This window comes from Magnetococcales bacterium, from assembly GCA_015231755.1.
Lineage (GTDB): Bacteria > Pseudomonadota > Magnetococcia > Magnetococcales > Magnetaquicoccaceae > Magnetaquiglobus.
In genome coordinates this window covers 21093-43291 of record JADGAZ010000019.1, presented here as the reverse complement: position 1 = coordinate 43291, position 22199 = coordinate 21093, and the positions used below count along the sequence as shown (strand labels likewise).

Sequence of the window (22199 nt, the reverse complement as noted above, 5' to 3'; positions counted from 1 at the left end):
GCAGGGTCAGGATAAAACTGGAATGGAGACCGTCACGGTTGTTCCTTCTTCTGGATGCGAAACAATGGTCAATTCTCCATGGTGGTGTTCTATGATGGAATGAGAAATCGAAAGACCAAGTCCGGTACCACCGGATTTCTCCTTTGTCGTGAAGAACGGTTCCAGTATGTGCTCTGAATCCTCGGCTGATATCCCTTTTCCTTGATCCATAATTCTGATTTCCAGACAATTCTTCTGGAGATTCTGAGTGGCAGAGATGTGAACCTTTTGATCCTGGGTGGGCAGGGATTCGAGAGCATTCATGATGATATTGACGAATACCTGTTCCAGTTGTTGAAAATTTCCTTTGATTCTGGGAAGATTCTCGGGAATGTCGCAGTTGAAATGATGGGTGTAGTGCCGGATCTTGACATCCAGAATGGAGCGAATCGCTTGAAAGAGTTTGTGGATGTCGATGATGTCGTCAAGTTGTCCGGAATCTCTTTTGCTGAAAAATTTCAGATTGTCAACCATATTTTTGATTCTTCTGGCATTTTGGATCGTATCCGACAATCCCTGGGCAATCGATTGCCGCGAATTTGCAAACGAGAGGCCGCCAAGAGAAAAGTCACCGTTTTCTTCGCAATAATCCTGGAGAATCAGATCCGCATCCTGCCAGATGCGCTTGAACAGGGAGGCGTTGCTCAGAATGGCCTGATTGGGATTGTTGATCTCATGAGCGACTCCGGCGGCCAAGACACCAATGGAGGCCAGTCGGGCGTTTTCTATGGCGCTGTGTTGCAGTTTACGATTTTCCGTGATGTCGGTGATGATAGTCATCACCGCCACCGTTTGTCCATTAGAAAGGATTGGTGCCATGCGGATTTCCCACCATTGGGCGAGATGGGTGACCAACTGGAAACTTTGGATGTTTCCGGTGCCAAACACATCCCCCATGGCTTGACGGTATTTTTCCTGGATGGATGCGGGTACTTGCATTTCGGAAAGCACATCGCAGATGTATCCGCTCGTGATGCTGGGCATGGAACGGTTTCCCAACAAGATCTGTCCGGTGCGGTCCACAATGAGAATGATATCCGGTGAGTGTTTGAATAGGGTGCGCAGTTTCTCTTCCGAGGCGCGCAGGGCATCCTCGGCCAGTTTCCGGTCGGTGATGTCCTCATAATAGCCGACAATGCGGATGATCTGACCGACGTTATCCAGGACCGGAAAACCGCAACTGCGTATCCAACCATAATGGCGAGTGTCGAGCTTTATACGCATAATCACGGAAAAATTGTTCTTGGTCATGCGCGAGGAATGAAATGCATCCAGAAACAGATGTTGATCTTCCGGATGAATAAGCTGGATGAATTCGGAAAGAAATTGATGGCTTTTTTTTTCGTAGGGTGAACTGATGCGGGTGAGAGTCGGGCTGATGTAGGTGAATCTGATCCCTTTGGGATCCATGGCCCAGAACACCTCGTCCACGGTTTCGGTCATCTGTCGGAAGAGTTCCTCGCGTTCACGCAGGGTCTGTTCGATCTGGATCCGTTGCAGGATTTGTCGTTTGGTTTGACTGAGATGGTAAGTGGTCAGCAGGATGAAGACCAATCCTCCCATCAAGGTGAACCAGTGGGCGTTCTGAAAGGCTTCCGTGCTGCGGAACTGGTTTGTGGCAGCGCAGGTCATGGACCATAGGCGGTCCGCTACAGGGAACGTGAACACGATTCGTGACAGTGCGGGATTGTTCCATTGAGTTCTCGTTTCCGGGGAAAACGGAAGATGCTGGTTCAAACGACTGGTATAAAAGGCTAGAAATTTGTCTTCTGTCCTGGCGGATTCGTCTTGAATCAGGAACTCGATGCCTCGGGGTTCCAGCAGGTCGGTGGCGGTATTTGTCAGGATGTCGATGCGCAAGATGGCCACAAGAAAGCTGGTCGGTTGTTGTTTCTTGGCGGTTTTTCTGGTGCGTACACTCTCTTTGTGCGGGTCCAGTGGCAGAATGACCGCAATTTCCGATTGCTGGTCGGTCTGTGTGTGCAAGAATGGCAGACGGTCGCTGATGGCGATTCGATTGTTGCTTTCGGCCCGTTGAAAGGTTTCGGAGAGTTTCCTGTCGGTGAAGAGATCCATTCCCGGATTGTTGACTTCCGCGTCGCTCGGGAAAGTCTGGGCGATGGGATAGTAGCGGTCGCGTTGTTTGGCCCGGATGAAATTGCCATCCGGTGTGCGTTCCTTGATTTCCATGGCCGGATTGGTGTGGCGCCACGTCTCTTCCCACTGGTTTCGCTCTGCGTCCAATACCAGGGGAACCCAATGGAGCGCACGAATACCAGGATGCTTTTGCAGCAGGGGACGTGCGAGGCGTGACAGGGTTTCTGCGTTGACATCCTCGACCAGATTCAGCAATCCGCCGATGTCGGTAATGGTTTGCAGGTGGTTTTCAATCACCATGTTCAACGTGCGTTGGCGGTTTTGTGAGATCCAATGGATCTCGATTTCCTTGTTGCTGATCAGTTGTTGCCTGATGATGACAAACAATGCCAGTATCAGAATCATCCCGATGGTTCCGTAGATCCAAACGGCCAGATAGTCATGGATGCTGTCCAACCATTGACCTTTGGGATGGATTGGCACTCGACTGGAAAGGTGTGAATAATGGAAGTTCTTCTTCATGGATCGATTGCACCGCGAATGCCGACCCGGATGGAAAATCTGTCGTCCTGGTCCAAAGCAAGGCTTGGGTCATAGGGTCGGGTCGCACGCCACATCCAGGGGGAAGCGAAACGTCATGCGGCGTCCGGCCTGTTCCGTTCCCCCCTGTTGCGAATCCGGATTCATTGCACGCCCTTGTCTTGCAGGAAGGCTTTGTAGCCCATGTCGTGTTTGAGGATGTGTTGCAACAGCCAATCCTTGAGGAATTTCAGCAGTTCCGCCGCCAGGGCGAAGGAGTCGCCGCCAGTGAGGGCGCTGTGTTGTTCCCGGATATATTGGAGGAATTTGGTATGCTGTTGGCGTTGGGCCTCCAGGCCGCCGTAACCGTGTTCGGCCAGCAGTCGTTCTTCGCGGGTGAAGTGGGTGGTGGCGTAGTTGATCAACTCGTCCAGAATGTGGTTCAGCGCCTGACTGCCTTGTTTCTGTTCCATGGCGGAGTGGAGTTGGTTGATTAACTCGATCAACTTGCGGTGATCCATATCAAAGGCGGATACCCCCACGGAAAGACTCTTTCTCCATTGAATCAGGGGGATTTTCGAGTTCTGGTCATCGGTTCCGCCCAGATAGAGCTGGTTCAACTGCTCGAAGAACACCTGACGCAATTCATGGAAGAATACCATGGCATCGTGGATGGCCACGGTTTGATTTTCGCGGATCAGACGCAGAATTTCGAGGGAAGTGTCATGTAATTGTTTGTGGGACGCCTCCATCTTGGCGTACAAAGGCAAATCCCCGTAGAGGCCCTTGACCTGGTCATGCAACCATTGATCCACCGGGCATTGAGCCGGATCGGCGATCTCTTCGGCCTGGGTGGCGTCATGGGTGGAGATGGCTAGGTTGAGGCGATACATGAGTTGCAGGACCGCTTCCTTGATGCGGCGGATGTTGAAGGGTTCCGGTCCCACATCCATGCGCGCCTGGGCCGAATAAAGCTCTTCGCTGATGCCGCCGACCACATCTCCCATGGCCTGGAAATGGGTGACGATGCCGTGCATGGTCTCCACCACCCGCAAGGAGTTATCGGCCTTTTCCCGCACTTGGTCGGCGAGTCGATCGGTGCGTTCGGCGGCCTGCTGGATCGCCTGGGCTGATTCCACCGTGGAACGGGTGCGATCTTCCATCTCCTGGGCGGAAAGCGCGATCCGTTCGGCGGAGGAGGCGATCTCCTGACTGCCCAGAGCCGCCTGTTCGGCGGCCCGCACCACGTCGGTGGCCGACATTTGCAACTCTTCGGCGCCGTTGTTCACCTCGGCGGTGGCCTGAGCCACTTTGCCGGTGGCCAGCACGATTTGATCCGTGGCCTGACTCTGGGCGGTGACCGAATGGTTGATGGCCGCGTTGGCGTTGCTGATGCGCTCCACGGCGTCGTGGATGATGTCGGTTTTTTCTTTGGCTTCCTGGGTTTGGTCCCGGATGGCCTCGATTTGTCCCTGGATCAGCAAGGTGGCTTCGGCGGTTTGACGGGCCAGTTCCTTGACTTCATTGGCCACCACGGCAAATCCCTTGCCCGCATCCCCGGCCCCCGCCGCCTCGATGGCCGCGTTGAGGGCCAGCATGAAGGTCTGTTCGGTGATGTGGTTGATGATCTCCACCACCGCGCCGATCTCGTGGGCCGAGTGGGAGAGTTTTTCCATCACCTCTTCGGCTTCGCTGGCCCGGTCCCGGGCGGTTTCCGACTCCTGGACCGCCGCCAGACACCGGCTTCTCACTTCATCCAGGGAGAGTTTCATCTGTTCGGCGGAATTGGCCACACTGGCGATGGCGTCGTGGACCTCGGTGAGTTGATCGTGTACGGTTTCGATGTTGCCTAGCATCCGTTGCGCCGAGTTGGCCATGGAGGAGACACTGGCATTGGCCTGTTCCGTGGCGCTGGCAATGGTGTTGATCCCTTCCGTGACATGGCAGGCGGCGTCGTGCAAGGCTCCCAGATTGACCACCGATTGGTCCACGTTCTCTTTGATCTGGACGATTTCACCCCGCAGTTCGTGGTTTTGAGAGACCACCGCCCGGGCGATGGTATCCAGATCCTGGCTGCTGCTGCTGATGCTGCGGCGCAGGGTCAGAATTTCCGACACGAATGCGGTGATGTTGGCGGCTTGCAGGTTGATCTGACGGATGTTGTCGCTGAAAATGCGCACCAGTCGGTTGATGTGGCCATTGATCAGACCCAGTTCGTCTTTGCGCTTATCCTGGCAGGCCTGGATGGTCAGATCCCCGTTGCCCACCTGCTCCATGACGTTGACCATTTCGTGGATCGGTTGGGTCAGGAAGCGGCCAATTTTCCAACCAAGCACCCCCACCGTGGCCATGGCAATCAGCAGCAGGATCAGGATCCCGCCACGCAGAAAGGCGAGCCTTTCCCGCACCGAAGAGAGATTTTCTTCCGCGACGCCGATCTGTTTGGCCAGGAAGGGTTCCAGTACGGTCGTGAAGGCTTCGGCCTGTTCGTCGAAATCCTTCATCATGGCGTTGCCCTTGTCCGGACCGCCATCGATATAGGCCTGGGCCATTTTGCGGCCCATGGCGTAAAAATTCTGGAACCGTTGGGCGAGGGTTTCCAGTTCCTGGATCTGCGCGGTGTTTTCCGACTGGCGGGCATGGCGCATGAAAATATCCCGACTTTCCATGAAACCGCGGGCATGCTCTTCGGCCTTGGTGAAGCCGTCGTCAAAGCCGGGCTTGCCCCGGGTCGCCGAAATGTCGGTGAGCCATTGTTGCACCTGGACCACATGCAGTTCCATTTCTTTGGCTTGCATCGCCAGATTGAAACCGATTTCATGGGCCTGTCTGGTTTGGTGGATCACCTGTCCACTGACCACGATTCCCCACACGCCCAGAATCAGCAGCATGAGCAGGGGAACGAGAAAACCGAGGAAGATTCTTTGGGTGATGTTCATGGTTCGCTATGACTGATCTGGTATTTTTTTGTTGCGCGACACGGGTGCCCGTTTTTCGCACTGAATCCCTTTAACAGCATAGCCGAATTCCACAACAAGGGAACGGTTGCGCAACAAAAAAATGGATTCGCCATCCATTTTCACGGGAGTGAGCGTTTGCAAATCAGAAGTCGATGTCGAAATGGACCGTTTGACCATCGATGCGGGTGTGGATTGCGAATCCGCACTTTTCCAGGACGGCCTGCATGGGGCGGTTGTCCATGAGGGTTTCGGCGGTGAGTCCGGCCAGACCGACATTGCGGGCCATGTTGGCCAGATGGCGCATCATGAAGGTGCCAATGCCCTGTCCTTGCCATTCGTCCCGTACCAAAAAGGCCGCTTCGGCCCGGTTGGCGGCGCCGTTCTCGACATTGTAGCCGCCAATGGCCACCACCCATTCATCCTGGCCGTCGGCGATCACTCCCACCACCACCACGTCCCGGCGCTGGTCGATGAAGGTGAAATTTTTCAGACGGTTGAAGGGAAACCGTTTGACATGGCTCATGAAGCGGCGATAGACCGTGCCTTCGGACAGGGAATAGAGCATTTTCTTCACCGCTTTCCAGTCCGTGGGACGGGAGGAGCGGAAGGTGATCAACTGGCCATTGTCCAACAGCATCGAGGTACGCAGTTCCCGTCCACCCACCAGGGTTTGGCCATCCACGTCGCCGATTTCCGGGCGCACGTAACCCAGTTTGACCGCCCGTTTGAGCAGTCGCAACCGGTAGTCCGGATGGGCGATGCCGATCAGGGCCAGGGCCCGCTCCTGAATGGTCTTGCCGAACAGATAGGCCACGCCATATTCGCTCACTACGTAGTGAACCACACCCCGGTTCAAGGCCACCCCGGCGCCTGGAGTCAAACGGGAGACGATGCGGGTCTGTTTGCCTTTGCGGGCCGTGGAGGGCAGCGCGATGATGGAACGTCCTTCCGCCGCCGTGGAGGCGCCGCTGTTGAAATCGAGAATTCCCCCCATGCCGGAATAAAATTGCGATCCCAGGGAGTCCACGCACACCTGACCGGTGAGATCCACCTGAAGCGCGCCATTGATGGCCACCATCCGTTGTTGCCGGGCGATGGTGCGCACATCGTTGACATATTCGGTGCGGCGAAATGAAAAGAGGGGTGAGTCATGCACCGCGTCGTAGAGTTTGCGACTGCCCATGGCGAAACTGGTGACCACCGGGCCGGCGTCGGTGGTTTTGTCCTGGGGAGTGATGGCGCCGGCGGCGATCAGATCCAGGACCGTATCGGAGATCATTTCGGTGTGAATATAAAGATTCTTTTTCCCGGTCAGATATTTGATCGTCAACTGGGCCACCCGGCCAAGTCCCATCTGGATGGTGGCCCCATCCGGGACCAATGCGGCGATGTGACGGCCAATACGTTCGATGGTTTCGTCCGGGGCAGGGAGAATGAGTTCGTGCAGGGGTTCTTCTTCCGGGATCAGCAGATCCAGATCCCAAATCGACAGGTTGGAATCCCCCAAGGTTCTGGGCATGGATGGATTGACCTGGGCCATGACCAGTCCGGCGTTTTCCGTGGCACAACGGATCACATCCACGGCGATTCCCAGATTGACCTCCCCTTCCATATCCGGGGGGGTGACCTGGATCATGGCTACGTCCAGGGGCATCTGTCCGCTGGAAAAAAGCCGGGGAATGTCCGACATGAGAATCGGGGTGTAGTCCGCCAGTCCGGATTGCACCATGCCCCGCACATTGTCGGCGACAAAGAAGGTGTTCAGGGTGAAGGTGTCGGCCAGCTCCTTGACCGCGAAGGGGGCTTCACCGGCCACGAACACCAGGACAATCTCGATGTCGGCGAGTCTGGACTGTTCCAGGATCATGGCGCGCACCAAGGCCCGGGGTATTCCGGCGCCGGTGGCCAGAAAGACCCGTTGGCCTGGTTTGATCCGGCGTACCGCCTCGGTGGCGCTGGTGACCATCTTGGCGTAGTGCGTGGTCCATTGGGAATCCTGGGTGGACACGGGATGGTTCATGGCGTGGATGAATCCTCGGGTTTCAGATGCAAGGCGCATTCGGTGGCCACCGGAGGCAATCCGGCCCGGCGGATGATCAAGGGATTGATGTCGATGCGGCGGATCTCCGGGAAGTCGGTGGCCAGTTGACTGATACGTTGCAGCACCTCTCCCACGCCGAGCAGTTCATTTTCGTTCATTTCGGCGCAGAGATTGTGAATCTTTTGTTGACGGCATCCGGCCCGCAGCATGGCCATGGCCTCGTCGGCGGTGACGGGGGCCAGTTGACAGACCGTCTCTTCCTGGGAGGTGGGTTCCGTGCCGCCGACGTGGAGCAAAGGACCGAATTGGGGATCGCGTATCATGCCCATGCGGACCGGACGCCCATGGGCCATGGTTTTTTCCACGAACACCCCTTCCATGCGGCCTTCCGGCACCTGTCTGGCAAAACGCAGGGTGAGCAGGTCAAAGCCATCCCGCAAGGCACGGGGATCGGGCAGATCCACATGTCGGGTCTCCATGCCGCCCGCCAGATGAATTTCCGGAGAAATCAAATGCAGCGCCACTGGATAGCCCAGCCGTTCGGCAATTTCCAGCGTTTCGTTGAGGGTGGTGGCGATTTCGCCTTCGGGGATGACGATGCCGTAGGGAAACAGAATCTCCTTGGCCGCCAGATCCGAAAGTCGCGCCGTGCCCAGAACGTGATGACGCTGGATCAAACGGCGTACCCGGCTGCGGTTGACCGTGAACTGTCCGAGAATGCGTGGTCCCCGTCGTCGCCACTGGCCGTACTGATACAAAGCTCCCAGGGCCGCCGCGGCCCGTTCCGGGGTGGGATAGCAGGGGGCATTCATGTTTTCCAGCTCTTCCCGGCCGGGACGGGCGCGGGCACCCCCCATGATGACCGTGAGCAGGGTTTTTTTCGGGGGACCATCCGCCAGCAAGGCCTGGGCGATGGCCACCGGTCGGGTCAGCGGTTGGGGGGTGATGGCCGCGATGGTGGCGTGAATCTGGTCGTCTTGTTCGATGGCTTGCAAGGTGGCTTGGTAGTGATGGGGCTGGGCCACACCACACAGATCCAACGGTCCGCGCAAATTGGCGCAATTGGGCAGCATGGGCTTGAGGGGAGCGGCCAGGGCCGTCGCCAGTCCGACAGAGTGAAACCCTTGGCGCGCCAGCAGATCGGCGGTCAGCAATCCCGGTCCCACCCCGTTGGTGATCACGGCCACCCGTTCCCCCTGGGGAACCGGGGCCAGACTCAAGGCCATCAGGGCGTCGAGCCATCCCTGGAAATCATGAGCCTGAATGATACCGGTGCGATCACAAGCCGCGCCGAAGATCGCCGGGCCATCCGGCAGGCTTTCTTCCGGGTCGTGGGGGGCATGGTTGCGCCATTCGCTGCTGCCTCCCAGCAGCAGCACCACGGGTTTGCCCCGGGAAGCCTCGGTGGCGGCCCGCAGGAAACCGGCTCCGTCCGTGATCCGTTCCAGATGGCAGGCGATCACCGAGGTGTCGGGATCATGGGCCAGATGGGACATGCATTGCGCCATGGTCACGCCGGCCTCGTTGCCCGGACTGATCATCTTGGACAACCCGAGATTGTGGGCGGCCATCCAGTCCATGGCGGCCGCGGCGATGGCGCCGGATTGGGTCAGCAGGGCAATGCCGCCTACCGGGGGATAGGCCACGGTCAAGGAGGCATTCAAACCATGGTGGCGATTGATCAAGCCCAGGGAGTTGGGCCCCAACAGCGGGACATCCCGTTCCCGGCACAGCTTGGCCAGAGTGTCTTCCCGCTTGGCGCCTTCCGCGTCCAGATCGCCAAAACCGTCCGACAGCACCACCAGCGCCTGACATCCCCGTGCCAGGGCGATTCTGGCCTGTTCCACCAGGACCAGCGCCGGAATCGCCAGAATTACCAGTTCCACCCCCCGGGGGCAGGCGGAAAGAGAGGTGGTCACCGGGCGACCCAGCAGTTCCCCTCCGTGGGGATTGACGATGTGGATCGGACCGGGAAATCCGCCGGAAAGGGCATTGCTCAGAATGGTATGGCCCAGTTTTTCCGCGTGGCGCGAGGCGCCGACGATGGCCATGGAACGGGGGGAAAGCAGATGGGTGAAGTGGGTTGGATTGTAGCTCACGGGGGTGAATACTCCATCGGTGGCAATCGTGGTCAAGGACCGGGTGGAACGTTGGCCCTTGACCACGACTTATGAAAGATTCATGCCAAACCGATTGAAGACAACACAGGCACGGGATCGATATGCAGACGGGAAATGCCGAGCCGCTCCTTGGAGATGCCCATGGTCAGGCCCAGCAGCTGGGCAAAGTTCATCTCCGGCAGATTGATGGTGCGCTGCACGGTTTTTTCCGCGATGGGTTGGACCGAACCCATGATCATGTCGCACAGGGTGCAGGGGGTGATCATCACCTGGGCGCCGGCATCCTTGGCGCTGAGACAGTTTTTGGCCGCCATGGTATGGACTTCATGCTTGTCCGACAGCATGACGTGAAAACCGCAGCAGCGATCCTTGCCCACATAATCCACCGCCACACCGCCCATGAGCTGGATCAGCCGTTCCAGATGGGGGCCTTCGTTGGTGTTGGATGCATGGTTGAAGATCTCTTCGGGACGGATGGAGTGGCAACCCAGAAAAGCGGCCACACGCAGTCCTTTCAGAGGATGGGTGATTTTGGCTTTCAGGGTACGGCTGTCCACCAGATCGGTCACCACCCACAGCAGGTGACGCACCTTGATGGTGCCACCATAGGGACGTACACCGGATTCCGCGAGCACGGCATTGATTTTTTCCAGCAGTTCCGGCTCGTTGCTCAGGCGATAGTTGGCATGGGTCAGGGTTTGCAGGCAGGTGTTGCAAATCGTGACCAGATCCTTGCCCATGGCTTCGGCCTCGGAAAGGATGCGCGCCGCGACCGCCAGGGCGAACGCGGGTTTGGTCTCACGCAGGCTGACGGCACCGCAGCACGAAGCCCGTGGCATGGCAAGCAACCCGATGCCCAGCTCCTGACACACCGCACGGGCCGCCCAATCGGCCTCGCGTTGAATCTGTTTGGCCGCGCAACCGGGATAGTAGGCATACTCCAAAGTCATGACAATCTCCTCATTGGACGGATGTGACGGCTTGTGTTCATTCGGGCACGGCTTCCTTGGCCTTGGTTTCCACGTCGATGGGGGAGCGCTCCAGGGATTCGTACATGCGGCGCAGTTCATCAACTCCGGTCACGCTGTGCGGGAACGGAGAGGGGATTTTGCCTTTTTTGGCCAGATGGATCGCCATGCCGGTCTCCATCAGGGAGCCGACAATGCCCAAGGTACGCATCATCAGGGTGAATTCGTTGAGCTGCCCGGTTTGTTTGATATCCGTGTGGAAGGCCAGCGCATGTTTGGCGCCGGCGGACGTGTTGATGCCTTTGTTCAGACCCCGGGTGCGCAGCTTGACGATGGCCTCCATGGGGGCCACCTCCTTGGGGCAGACATCCACGCACAGGGTGCAGCGGGTGCAACTCCAGATGCCGTTGGGGCTGGCCAGATCCTGGAGCCGTTCGGTCTTGAGTCCTTCCCGGGGATCGGAGACAAAACGGAATGCTTTGGCCAATGCCGCCGGACCAATGAATTTCGGATTGACTTCCGCCATGGTGCATTCGGAATAACAACAACCGCACATGATGCACTGGGTGACATGATTGACCTGATCATAGGCAGTGCTGGTCACTTTTCCGGCACGTTCCGGCCCATCCTGAAGATAGGGCTTGATGCCATGAACGCGGGAGAAGAACGGACGGATATCGATGGCCAGATCCCGGAGAACCGGTTGATTCTTCTGGGGAGAAATTTCCACCACGCCGTCTTTGGCCACGGCGCCCACATGGGTTTTGCAGGCCAGACGGGTGCGTCCGCCGATGTTGATGGCGCAAGAGCCGCAAATGGCCGAACGACAGGATTGACGAAAGGTGAGGGTGCCATCCTGGCCGCCCTTGATGGTCTCCAACAGGGTCAGGATGGTGGTATTGGGTTCCGCCTCCACCTTGTATTCCTGCCAGTGGGACTGCACCGTGCCCACCTGGCCCGGCATGTTGCGCTGGATGCGAAAGGTATAGGTCTGTGAAGTCATGATGGTCTCCCTTGGATGCCCGCGTATGGCATGAAATTAATAGGTTCGCACCATGGGGGCGTATTCGGGATTGCCCACCGTGCGCACCGCTTCCTGGTCGAGCCGGACCGCCTGGGCCCCTTCATCCCAGAAAGCGAGGGTGTGCTTGCGCCAATTGACATCATCGCGGTTGGGAAAGTCGATGCGGAAGTGGGCACCCCGGGACTCTTCACGAGCCAGGGCGCCTTTGACGATGCTTTCTCCCAGATCCAGCAGGTTGCGCAACTCCACGGCACGCAACAGGTCCACGTTGAACACGGTGGACTTGTCATCCAGGTGGATCCGTTCGTAATCCAGGCGCCAGCCGGGGAATTTCTCGGCCAGCGTGGTCATGCCGACCGGTTCCCGATAAACACCACAATAGGTGTTCATGGCTTCGGCCATCTGGTGATGGAGCATGGCGGGACGCAGACCCCGATTCGGACGGCTTTTGAGTTCCTGGATACGATCTTTTTCTTCGGCGATGGCGTTGGTGGGGAAGTCCCGCAATTGCGCGCTTTTCACATATTTGCAGGCATGCTCACCGGTGATCTTGCCAAAGACGATGGTGTCCAGCAGGGAGTTGCCACCCAGACGGTTGGCACCGTGAACCGAAACACAGGCCGCCTCACCCGCGGCGAACAGACCCGGGACCGGAGTCTCGCCGAACTTGTCGGTGCGGATGCCGCCCATGGAGTAGTGGACCGTGGGACGCACCGGGATGGGGGCGTCGATGGGATCCACCCCTTCCAGGTCCAGGGCCAGATGGCGGATCTGGGGCAGCTTGTCGATGATCTTGTCTCGTCCCAGATGGCGCAGATCCAGGAAGATCGCCCCATTGGTGCCGCGTCCTTCGAGGATTTCGGTCTGTTCGGCCCGGGAAACCACGTCTCGGGAGGCCAGTTCCCACTTTTTCGGCGCGTAGCGACCCATGAACCGTTCGCCTTCGGCATTGATCAGATAACCGCCTTCGCCCCGGGCTCCTTCGGTGATCAGAATGCCCGAAGTTCTCAGGCCCGTAGGGTGGAACTGGACGAATTCCAGGTCCGCCAAGGGCGCTCCGGCCCGCATGGCGTAGGCCATGCCGTCGCCGGTATTGGTGGTGGCGTTGGTGGAAGAGAGAAACACCCGGCCATAACCGCCGGTGGCCAGCAGAATGCCCTTGCCCCGCAGTCCGAAGATTTCACCGGTCTTGATGTCGTACACCACCAGTCCCGCCACATGACCGTCGGAGGCCAGGACCAGACGGAAAACGTGGCACTCTTCATAGACATGAATGCCGGAATGGACCAGACGCTCCCACAAGGTGTGCAGCAACACCTGTCCGGTGCGGTCGGCGGCGTAACAGGTGCGGTCGAAGCTGGCACCACCAAAGGGACGTTGCGCGATGACGCCGTCGTCGTTGCGGGAAAACGGGGTGCCCATCCGGTCCATTTCGTGGATGATGCCCGGCGCTTCCCGGCACATCAGATCGATGGCGTCTTCGTCACCGATGAAATCCGATCCTTTGACCGTATCGTAGGCGTGAACTTCCCATTTGTCATTGGGATTGATGGCGGCGTTGATGCCGCCCTGGGCGGCGCAGGAGTGGCTGCGCAGGGGATGGACTTTGCTCACCACCGCGACATCAAGACCCGCCTTGGCTCCTTCCAAGGCCGCACGCATCCCGGAGAGCCCGGCACCGACGATAATCAGATCGTGGCTTTTCATGAATATTTTTCTCCACTGTTGGTGAAAATCAAATACTTAAATCATTGCGCGTCAGAACGGGACATGGCGCGAAGCGGCGGGTTTTGATCAGGTGTTGTGGCCGCCAGCCTTGGCGCTCACCTGTTCAAACGTATCCCCGAGGGTGGGCCGGAATTGCTGATAATACAGGCCCAATGCGGGATGATCCATATCCTGGGCCTGATGCATGGCGGCCATCAGGTTGGAAGGATCGTGATTTTCCGGCAGTTTGCGCACCTGGAGTCCAAGATTGACATAGGTTTTGCTGGTTTTGTCAAAGGTGACGCAGGGGCTTAAGATGTGGAGATAGGAGAAACCTCGATGGGCGACGGCCTGGGTGATCATCTCCCGCAGGTGGTCCGGATGGCCCGCGTAGGCCTGACCCACCCAGCTCGCTCCATAGGAAAGCAGCATCATCAGGGGGTTCAAGGGGCGCTCGGGATTTTCAAAGGGGGTGGTGGTGGTGCGCAGACCTACCGCCGAAAGAGGCGAGGTTTGTCCCTTGGTCAATCCATAGATGCCGTTGTCGAACAGCAGATAGGTGATATCCACATTGCGCTTGGCCGCGTGGGAGATGTGTCCCCCGCCGATGGCGAAGCCGTCGCCGTCGCCGCCGATGCCGATGACGGTCAGACGGTCGTTGGCGGTCTTGATGCCGGTGGCCACCGGCAGAACCCGGCCGTGCAGGGTGTGGAATCCATAGAGGTTGACGAAAAACGGGAACCGGGAGGCGCAACCGATGCCCGAAACCACCACGGATTGATCACGAGAGATGCCCATTTCATTGCAGGCATGGGTCACCCCTTCCACGATGGAGAAGTAGCCGCATCCGGGACACCAGGTGGGCAGAGAGCGGGAGCGATACTCCAGCCGTCCGCTCTCTTGCACCTCGCGCAGCTTGACATCAACGAATACCGGCATGGCGGGAATGGACATGACAAGATCTCCAGACACGTAATGTTCTTAAAGGGCGAGAGGCTAGGCGTTGACGCCAGACAGTCGCCGGATCTCTCCAAGGATCAACTCCACAGGCATGGGGGAGCTGGGTACCCGACTCAAACGAACCACGGGTCGGGCGAGCACACCTTGCACCAATTGGGCGAATTGTCCTTCGTAGTTGACCTCCGGAACCAGCACGGCGTCGCAATCATCCATGAATGCAGAGATGGCCTTTTCCGGGAAGGGGGAGAGCATCACCACCTTCATGGCCGCGCAGCGGATTCCTTCGGCCTGAGCCATGAACATGGCTTCCAGGCATTCGCCGAAGGTGGAACCCCACGCCAGAATGCCGACTTTGACCTTGCCCGTGTCGCCGAACCGTTTGGTCACCGTGAAATCCGGATGTGCCAGGGCGCCGAGGAGCTTGTCGTGACGCTTGCGGCTCATGGCCGTGTGCATTTCCGCGCTGTCGTTGGGTCTGCCCAGTTCGTTGTGTTCCAGGCCGGTGATCACGTGCATGCAGTTGGCATCCCCGGGAACGGCGCGGGGACTGATCCCGTCCGGGGTGAGGGCGTAGCGTTGATAGGCCTCACCCGGTTCCAGACGACGCAACGGCTTGTTGGCGTCCAGCACGAACGGAGAACCGGATTCCGACAAGGTGACGGTTTCGTAACGGTTGGACAGATACAGATCCAACAGCACGATCACCGGGGTTTGATAGCGTTCCGCCATTTCAAAGGCTTTGCCGGCGCAGCGGTAACACCCCTCGACATTGGTCGGGGCGATGACGATGCGTTGGGCATCCCCGGGGGAGCCGTAAAGGGCGGCGTTCAGGTCCGACTGTTCGGTTTTGGTGGGCATGCCGGTGGACGGACCACCGCGTTGCGACACGAATACCACGCAGGGGGTTTCGGTAATGGTGGCCAGACCCAGCATTTCGGCCATCAGGGCCAGACCCGGTCCCGAGGTGGCGGTGGCGGTGCGGGATCCGGCGAATCCGGCGCCGATGGTGGCGGCGATGGCTGAAATCTCGCATTCCGTTTGCAACAGACGACGACCACGCTTGGGCAGTTCGGAGGCGAGCCGTTCCATGATGGTGGTGGCCGGGGTGATGGGATAACCGAAGAAGGTATCCAGTTCCGCGTCCAGACACCCTTGGACCACGGCGGCATTGCCGCTCAACATGATCACTTTGCCGGCGGAGGCCGGTTTTTCAAAGGGTCCGAAGGCCACGTCGTCGAGCTTGAAGGTGCCGGCGCCGGCGTCGAAACCCGCCTGGAAACCCGCCTGATTGCGGGACACCACGGCAGGACCCTGCTTGGCGAACTTCTTTTCGATGATGCGCTGAAAACTGGTCGGAGCCAGACCCAGCAGACCGGCGATGTAACCCAGCACCACCAAATTGCGGGAGCGGGCGCCGCCGGTGGCCTTTTGAGCCAGTTCGCGCAGGGGGAAGCCGTAGGGGATCTGTCCCGGCAACACATGACCACTCATGTGTTCCCCTTCGCCGCACTGGGCGATGGATTGGGATTCAAAGATCACCGCGCCATTGTCCCGTACCTCTCCCGCGTGGGGAATGGCATGGCTGTCGTCCAGGGAAACCAGGACATCGGATTGGCGTTTGAGAGAGTAGGATTGCTCCGTGGTGATGCGCAACCGGGAGATACACTTGCCAAAACCACGGATCTCCGGAGGATAGACATCAAAACAGATCACCCGGTAGCCGGCTGCGGCTACGGCATTGCGCAGAATGTCGCCGGCGGCAATGGTGCCGTCGCCCGCAGAGCCGCAGATGGCGATTTGGATGTCGGTGGCGTTCATGACCGGTCTCCCGCTGGGAGCGTTGATGGGGGCGTCCATGGAAGCGGTCTCACTCGTAGGCCCAGAAGGGCGAGTCGATGTGGCCCTGGCCGTCCCGGCCAAGCGTCTCTTCCTGGGTGGTTGCAAAGTGTTCATGGCCCCCCGTCATATTGATCGCGGCGACCGCGCCCATGGCACGGACATTCTTGTAACCATAATAGAAACGATAGGCGTGGTCTTGTTCCGACCAGATCTGGCACACGTCTCCGGCGGCGTAGACATGGGGATCGCTGGTGCGCAGACCGGTGTTGACCAGCAGGCCCCGTTCGATATCCGTACCCGATCCCACCATGAACTCTACCAAGGGAGTCAGGCCATAAAAGGGCATCACCACATCACCGTAGACATCGCCACCTTGACGGAAGATCACCCGACGGCTGGGCAGTCCCGGCGCGCCCGCCTCGACGGAGGTGACACCGCCTCGGGCATCACCATCGATCAGCTCGATGCCCATTTTTTCCAGTGTGGCCAGGGCATCGCTCCGCTCGTTGGCGGAAAGCTGATGGGGCCAGAAGGTGGATTCGTGGGTGACGAGAATCACCCGGCATTCGATGGACAACAGGGTCCGGGCCAGATCCAGCCCGATCATGTCACCGCCGAGCATCACCACCGTACCCTTTTCGGGCAGGGCCTTGCGCGTGGCCAGGGCCGCCTCGTAGGTGCCGAAGTGGTGGAAAAGATGGCGGCATTCCACCAGTTCTTCCGGCAGGTGACCCCGTCCACCGGTGGCCACCAGCAGGGCATCGTAGGAGACCGGCTCGTTGTGGGCCAGTTTGACCTGTTTGTTGCGGGTGTCCACGCTGACCACACGACAGTCCCGCAGCACCTTGATGCGGTTTTTGACATAGTATTCCGGCGGATTGGCCAGAAAGGCATGCCAACTCTGGTGGCCCTTGAACAGTTGGGGCAGCAGATACCGGTTGTAAAAGAGCAACCGACTGTTGGTGATGATGGTCACCTGGCACTCCGGGTCCCGTTCCCGGAGCAGTTCGGCGGCCTGATTCCCGGCCACGCCATTGCCGATGATCACATAGCGGCGGGGTGCCGTTGCTAAGGAGGCGGAAGCGTTCATGGCATCATCCATCCACGGTGACGAAATGGTTGCGGGTTATGGAGATGCAGGCCACGGGGCAGACCTTGAAGCAGGCACCGCACCGGATGCATTCATTGTTGTCGATCCAGATGGCGGCCACTTTTTGCCACTCCTTGGTTTCCTGGAGTTGGCCATGGGTGCCATCTTCGCGGATTTCCACATTGTGGACCAGTTTGATGCAGTTGCGGGGCGCCACTTCGATGCAGGCCCGGCAATAGATGCAGCGATCCACATTGATCTGATAGCGCAGATCACACAGATAACACCGTTTGGCCTCCTCGGAGGCCAGATTCTGGTTGTAGCCGCACTCCACTTCCCGGTTCAGTTGTTGACGTTCGGGCAGGGGGATGGTCGGCATGTGCTGCCGGGGAATGAAATCATGGGCCGGCTGTCTCAAGGGTGCGGCGACCGGTTCCATGCTGACCACCCGACGCCGTTTCCGTCCTACCAGCCAAGTGTCGATCTTGTCGGCCATCTGGCGGGCGTGACCAATGGCTTCGATGGCGGTGGACGCTCCCCGGACATAATCCCCGGCGGCGAACAGTCCATGGACCGAAGTCATGCCGTTTTCCGCGATCCGCACATTGCCGGAGCGGCCCACTTCCACGCGCATGTCCAGAAAATCGTTCACGGTGCGTTGACCGATGGCGATGATCAGGGTATCGCAGTCTTCGACGAACTCGGATCCTTCGATGGGAGCGGCCAGACGACGACCGTTGTCGCGCCAGCCACCCAGACGGTTCTGAACGAATTCCACACCGATCAGTCGGCCGTTTTCATCGGTACGCAACGCCACCGGCGTGCGCAGACCCTTGATGCGGATTCCTTCCCGTTTGGTCTCGAACAGTTCTTCGCTGGTGACCGGGATGTATTCTTCACTGGTGCGCAGGTGGATGGTCACCTCCTGCCCCCCGAGGCGTTTGGCCACCCGGGCGCAGTCCAGGGCGGTGAATCCGGCCCCGACCACGGCTACCCGCCGTCCCACCCGTTTGTTTTGACCCCGATGCAGATCCACCAGAAAGCCCAGACCGTATTCCACGTCCTGGCAGTGCTGGGAGAGGTCGGTGCCATCCGGCAGACCCCGCAGCGGCAGATGGACCGGTGCCATGCATCCGGTGGCCAGCAGCACGGCGTCGAAGTCCGACAGCAGGGTCGAAACCCGTGTCGCTCCTTTGCCCGCGCCCACCGTCACCCCGGTGCGCAGTTGCACCCCGAGGCGCAAGGCGTTGTGCAGTTCGATTTCCAGCAGTGGACGGGGCAGACGAAATTCCGGAATGCCATAGCGCAGCATGCCACCCGGTTTTTCTTCCCGCTCGAAGATCACCACATCGTGGCCGAGCAGGGAGAGATCGTAGGCCGCCGCCACACCGGCGGGACCGGCACCCACCACCGCGACCCGTTTGCCGGTCGGGGCGTAGAGCCGTTCGGTGATGCGATGACGCGCATCCTTCATGTCGGCGGCGGAACGCTTGAGATTGCAGATTCCGACCGGATCGCCGTTGCCCGCCCAACCATGGCGACAGGCTGACTCGCAAGGACGCGAACAGATCCGTCCGAGGACGCCGGGTAGTACATTGGCCTCCCGGTTGATCTCGTAGGCCTCGCCGTGCCGACCGTCCGCGATGGCCCGGATGTAAGCCGGAACATTGGTGCCCGCCGGACACGCGGTTTGACAGGGAATGTTCTGACGGACCCAACCTGCATCCCGTGGATCGTCAGAATAGTGAATGGTTCCTTGCCCATTTTCATCTGGGGAAGGATCGGTCTTTTCATTGCTTACGTGATCGCCGCGCATGGACACCATCCAACGAACAATAGGGACGGGATATCTTGCATCCAATCAAGTCTGGATGGGTGTTGAGCCTAGCAGTGGTGCGAGAACAAAGTCAAGAGGAACTATGATGCACCGCAAAAATTTTTTCACTCTATAACACAGCGAGTTCCGGTGGTTCATTTCCGATAATGGAGCGCGTCATCATCATGCCAACCGTATCGGAGATAGTGGGAAAAAAAATTGCTGCGTCGCAATAAACTGCTTCTGATCGCCACGGCTTTCGTGTATCATCTCTCCGCGATTGGGTGAAGTCCAGCATCGATTGCATCCTGATTCTGAGAAAGTATTTATCAGATTGTTCTAATATTCGATTCTTTTGATATTAGCAGTGTCTGATGCTTGATGGGTTGCTGTAATTCCCGTGACCCTGCACGACAAGGGTACCGATTCCCGTCAATGACCTTTTTTGATCGATCTTTTGATTGTCGGTGTGGATTGTCAACTCTGGGGGTGGCCAACATGTCCGGATTTTCCCGTGCGTTGTCTTCGTGGGAAGAGAAACCGACCGATCTGGATGCCGGGAATGGCTGCGACATGCCGAGTCGTCATTGGCAGCGTGCGCTGGCAAGCGGATCGATTCAAAGGGATTCCGTACAAGAAGCGGTCCTGCCTTTGATGGATCAGGTGGCCCAGGCCGTGGCGTTGCCGGTGCGGCGGGTCGTTTGGCGCGGCGTGGAGGTGTGGCGCGGCGTGGATGGGGATTTGCCGGATATACGCGGGGTCTATCTGCACGGAGATGTAGGACGGGGCAAATCCTTGTTGATGCAATGGCTCTTCGACAGCGTGCCGATCACGGAAAAACGTCGGGTCCATTTCCATCCTTTCATGGAAGAGTTGCACCATCGGTTGCATCAGGCCAAGCCTCCGGGCCGCGTCGATCTGGTGCTGTACGTGGCCAGCCTGATCTCGGCTGAGGCCCGTCTGTTGTGTTTCGACGAGTTTTATATCACCACCATCGCCGATGGGGTGCTGTTGGGGCGTCTGCTTTCCGCTCTGCACCATTGTGGAGTCACCTTGTGCGCCACCAGCAACTGGGCGCCGGATCATCTGTTTCAGGATGGCTTCAATCGTGCCAGCGTGCTGCCCTTTATCGAACGGCTGAAAAGTCGCATCCAGGTGTGCGAACTGGCTCATGGCGTGGATTGGAGACGTCGGGTTCCGGGAAAGGCGGGTCAGGGCATGACCCATTCCGCCGAGGCGTGTTTTGCCCAGATGACCGGTACCGCGCCGCATCCGTCGTCCATTGTGCTGCGTCACACCACGGTGCCGGTCCGGGGGTTGGAAAACGGCGTGTTCTGGTTCGGCTTCGAGGCGTTGTGCAACGCCATGCTGGGGCGGGCCGAATACATGAATCTCTGTTCCCAGGCGAAAGCGGTCATCATCTCCGGTCTGCCGGGACTCACCGCCGATGATGCCGATGCCGCCATGCGTTTTGTGGTGCTGGTGGATCTGCTCTATGAACACCGCATCCCGATCCGGGTCCATGGTCACGTGGCCCTTGATGAAGCCTGTCCGGATGGTCCGGCGTCGTTTGCCTGGAGGCGTCTGGTCTCCCGGGTGCATGAACTGAGCCGTCTGGGAGAGTGTCCGGAATGATTTCTTTTTTTCCCGGTTCATGAAGGAACCGGATCAAGCCCAACTTCCATCCATTTTGATCGCCAAGGCACCACGAAGGAGAGACTTGATGTCCAGAAATACCATCACCATTCGTGACAATCGTACCAATCGCGAAGCCGAATTTCCCATCCTGCACGGCACCGAGGGACCGGATGTCTTCGATATCTCCCGCTTGTACCAGGAATTGGGTCTGTTTACCTTGGATCCCGGTTTCCGTTCCACGGCGTCATGCAGCAGTCGGATTACGTTCATTGATGGTGAAGAGGGCATTCTGCTTTATCGGGGTTATCCGGTGGAGCAGTTGGTGGAAAAATGTGATCATCTGGAGGTGTGTTACCTGCTGCTCAACGGCGAATTGCCTACCCTCCAGGAAAGTACCGAATTCCGGAAGATTGTTCTCAACCATACCATGATGCATGAACAATTGCTGCAAATGTATCGTGGTTTCCGTCGTGACGCCCATCCCATGGCCATCGTGGTGGGTGTGGTGGGTGCCCTGTCCGCCTTCTATCATGACTCCCTGGACATCCGTAATCCCCGTCATCGTCTGGTTTCGGCCTTCCGGATCATCGCCAAGATGCCGACCATCGCGGCGGCGGCTTATAAGTATTATATGGGGCAGCCATTCATCTATCCCCGCAACGATCTGGGTTACGCCGAAAACTTCCTGCACATGATGTTGGCCACACCCTGCGGTGAATACAAGGTCTCCCCGACCCTGGCCCGCGCCATGGAACAGATCATGATCCTGCACGCCGATCATGAGCAGAACGCCTCCACTTCCACCGTGAGACTGGCCGGTTCTTCCCAGGCCAATCCCTTTGCCGCGATTTCGGCGGGTGTCGGTTCTCTTTGGGGTCCGGCCCACGGTGGCGCCAACGAGGCGGTCCTGAAGATGTTGAACGAAATCGGCAGCGTGGAGCGCATCCCCGAGTTCATCAAACGGGCCAAGGATCCCAATGACCCCTTCCGGTTGATGGGATTCGGTCATCGGGTTTACAAGCATTACGATCCCCGCGCGATCATCTTGCGCAAGACGGCCAGGGAAGTGCTCGAAGAATTGGGTCATGGGGATGATCCGTTGTTCCATGTCGCGTTGGAACTGGAAAAGATCGCCCTGGAAGACGAGTATTTTGTCCGCAAGAAGCTTTATCCCAATGTGGACTTTTATTCGGGTGTGATTCTTTCCGCCATGGGCATTCCCACCAACATGTTCACCGTGATTTTTGCGGTCTCCCGTTGCGTGGGCTGGATCGCTCAGTGGAACGAAATGATCGGTACGGACGAAGGCATCGGTCGTCCCAGACAGTTGTATACGGGTCACAAGCGTCGCGATGTCGGGAGTGACTACAAAGCGTCGTGA

The 22199-nt window shown here is 58.4% G+C and carries 13 protein-coding genes; 2 read left to right on the top strand and 11 right to left on the bottom strand.

All coding sequences use genetic code 11. From position 1 onward, the window contains the following. Positions 1-6 precede the first annotated feature (6 nt). The 11 genes from HQL98_12770 to HQL98_12720 form a co-directional block, all read right to left on the bottom strand. On the bottom strand, positions 7-2541 hold the full coding sequence (locus tag HQL98_12770; protein ID MBF0272921.1) for a CHASE domain-containing protein: 2535 nt from the start codon (positions 2539-2541) through the stop codon (positions 7-9). Between the two features lie 278 nt (positions 2542-2819). Further along, complete coding sequence (locus HQL98_12765) at positions 2820-5594, bottom strand: bacteriohemerythrin (protein MBF0272920.1); 2775 nt, start codon at positions 5592-5594, stop codon at positions 2820-2822. Between the two features lie 163 nt (positions 5595-5757). After that, positions 5758-7635 (bottom strand): GNAT family N-acetyltransferase, encoded by a 1878-nt coding sequence (locus HQL98_12760; GenBank protein ID MBF0272919.1) that lies wholly within the window; start codon positions 7633-7635, stop codon positions 5758-5760. Next, positions 7632-9755, bottom strand: coding sequence for an acetate--CoA ligase family protein (locus tag HQL98_12755; protein MBF0272918.1), 2124 nt, complete (start codon positions 9753-9755; stop codon positions 7632-7634). The genes HQL98_12760 and HQL98_12755 overlap by 4 nt, the downstream gene beginning before the upstream one ends. Positions 9756-9835: 80 nt before the next feature. Next, the gene (locus HQL98_12750; GenBank protein ID MBF0272917.1) at positions 9836-10726 is read right to left on the bottom strand and encodes a CoB--CoM heterodisulfide reductase iron-sulfur subunit B family protein; all 891 of its coding nucleotides are present in this window, start codon (positions 10724-10726) and stop codon (positions 9836-9838) included. 37 nt (positions 10727-10763) lie between these two features. Then, positions 10764-11747, bottom strand: coding sequence for a 4Fe-4S dicluster domain-containing protein (locus tag HQL98_12745; protein MBF0272916.1), 984 nt, complete (start codon positions 11745-11747; stop codon positions 10764-10766). A 36-nt stretch (positions 11748-11783) separates the two neighbouring features. After that, positions 11784-13475 carry an FAD-binding protein gene (locus HQL98_12740; GenBank protein ID MBF0272915.1) on the bottom strand — a complete coding sequence of 564 codons (1692 nt, stop codon included), beginning with the start codon at positions 13473-13475 and terminating at the stop codon, positions 11784-11786. An 87-nt stretch (positions 13476-13562) separates the two neighbouring features. Beyond that, on the bottom strand, positions 13563-14429 hold the full coding sequence (locus tag HQL98_12735) for a 2-oxoacid:ferredoxin oxidoreductase subunit beta (protein MBF0272914.1): 867 nt from the start codon (positions 14427-14429) through the stop codon (positions 13563-13565). A 42-nt stretch (positions 14430-14471) separates the two neighbouring features. Further along, positions 14472-16253 (bottom strand): 2-oxoacid:acceptor oxidoreductase subunit alpha, encoded by a 1782-nt coding sequence (locus HQL98_12730; protein MBF0272913.1) that lies wholly within the window; start codon positions 16251-16253, stop codon positions 14472-14474. A 49-nt stretch (positions 16254-16302) separates the two neighbouring features. After that, positions 16303-17364, bottom strand: coding sequence for an FAD-dependent oxidoreductase (locus tag HQL98_12725; protein ID MBF0272912.1), 1062 nt, complete (start codon positions 17362-17364; stop codon positions 16303-16305). A 4-nt stretch (positions 17365-17368) separates the two neighbouring features. Continuing rightward, a complete protein-coding gene (locus HQL98_12720; protein MBF0272911.1) occupies positions 17369-19180 on the bottom strand; it encodes an FAD-dependent oxidoreductase in 1812 nt (603 codons plus the stop codon). Between the two features lie 498 nt (positions 19181-19678). On the opposite strand from HQL98_12720, the gene zapE reads away from it, so the two are divergent. Together zapE and gltA are read left to right on the top strand one after the other, a co-directional pair. Then, positions 19679-20815 carry a cell division protein ZapE gene (zapE, locus tag HQL98_12715; protein MBF0272910.1) on the top strand — a complete coding sequence of 379 codons (1137 nt, stop codon included), beginning with the start codon at positions 19679-19681 and terminating at the stop codon, positions 20813-20815. 88 nt (positions 20816-20903) lie between these two features. Continuing rightward, on the top strand, positions 20904-22199 hold the full coding sequence (gene gltA / locus HQL98_12710) for a citrate (Si)-synthase (GenBank protein ID MBF0272909.1): 1296 nt from the start codon (positions 20904-20906) through the stop codon (positions 22197-22199).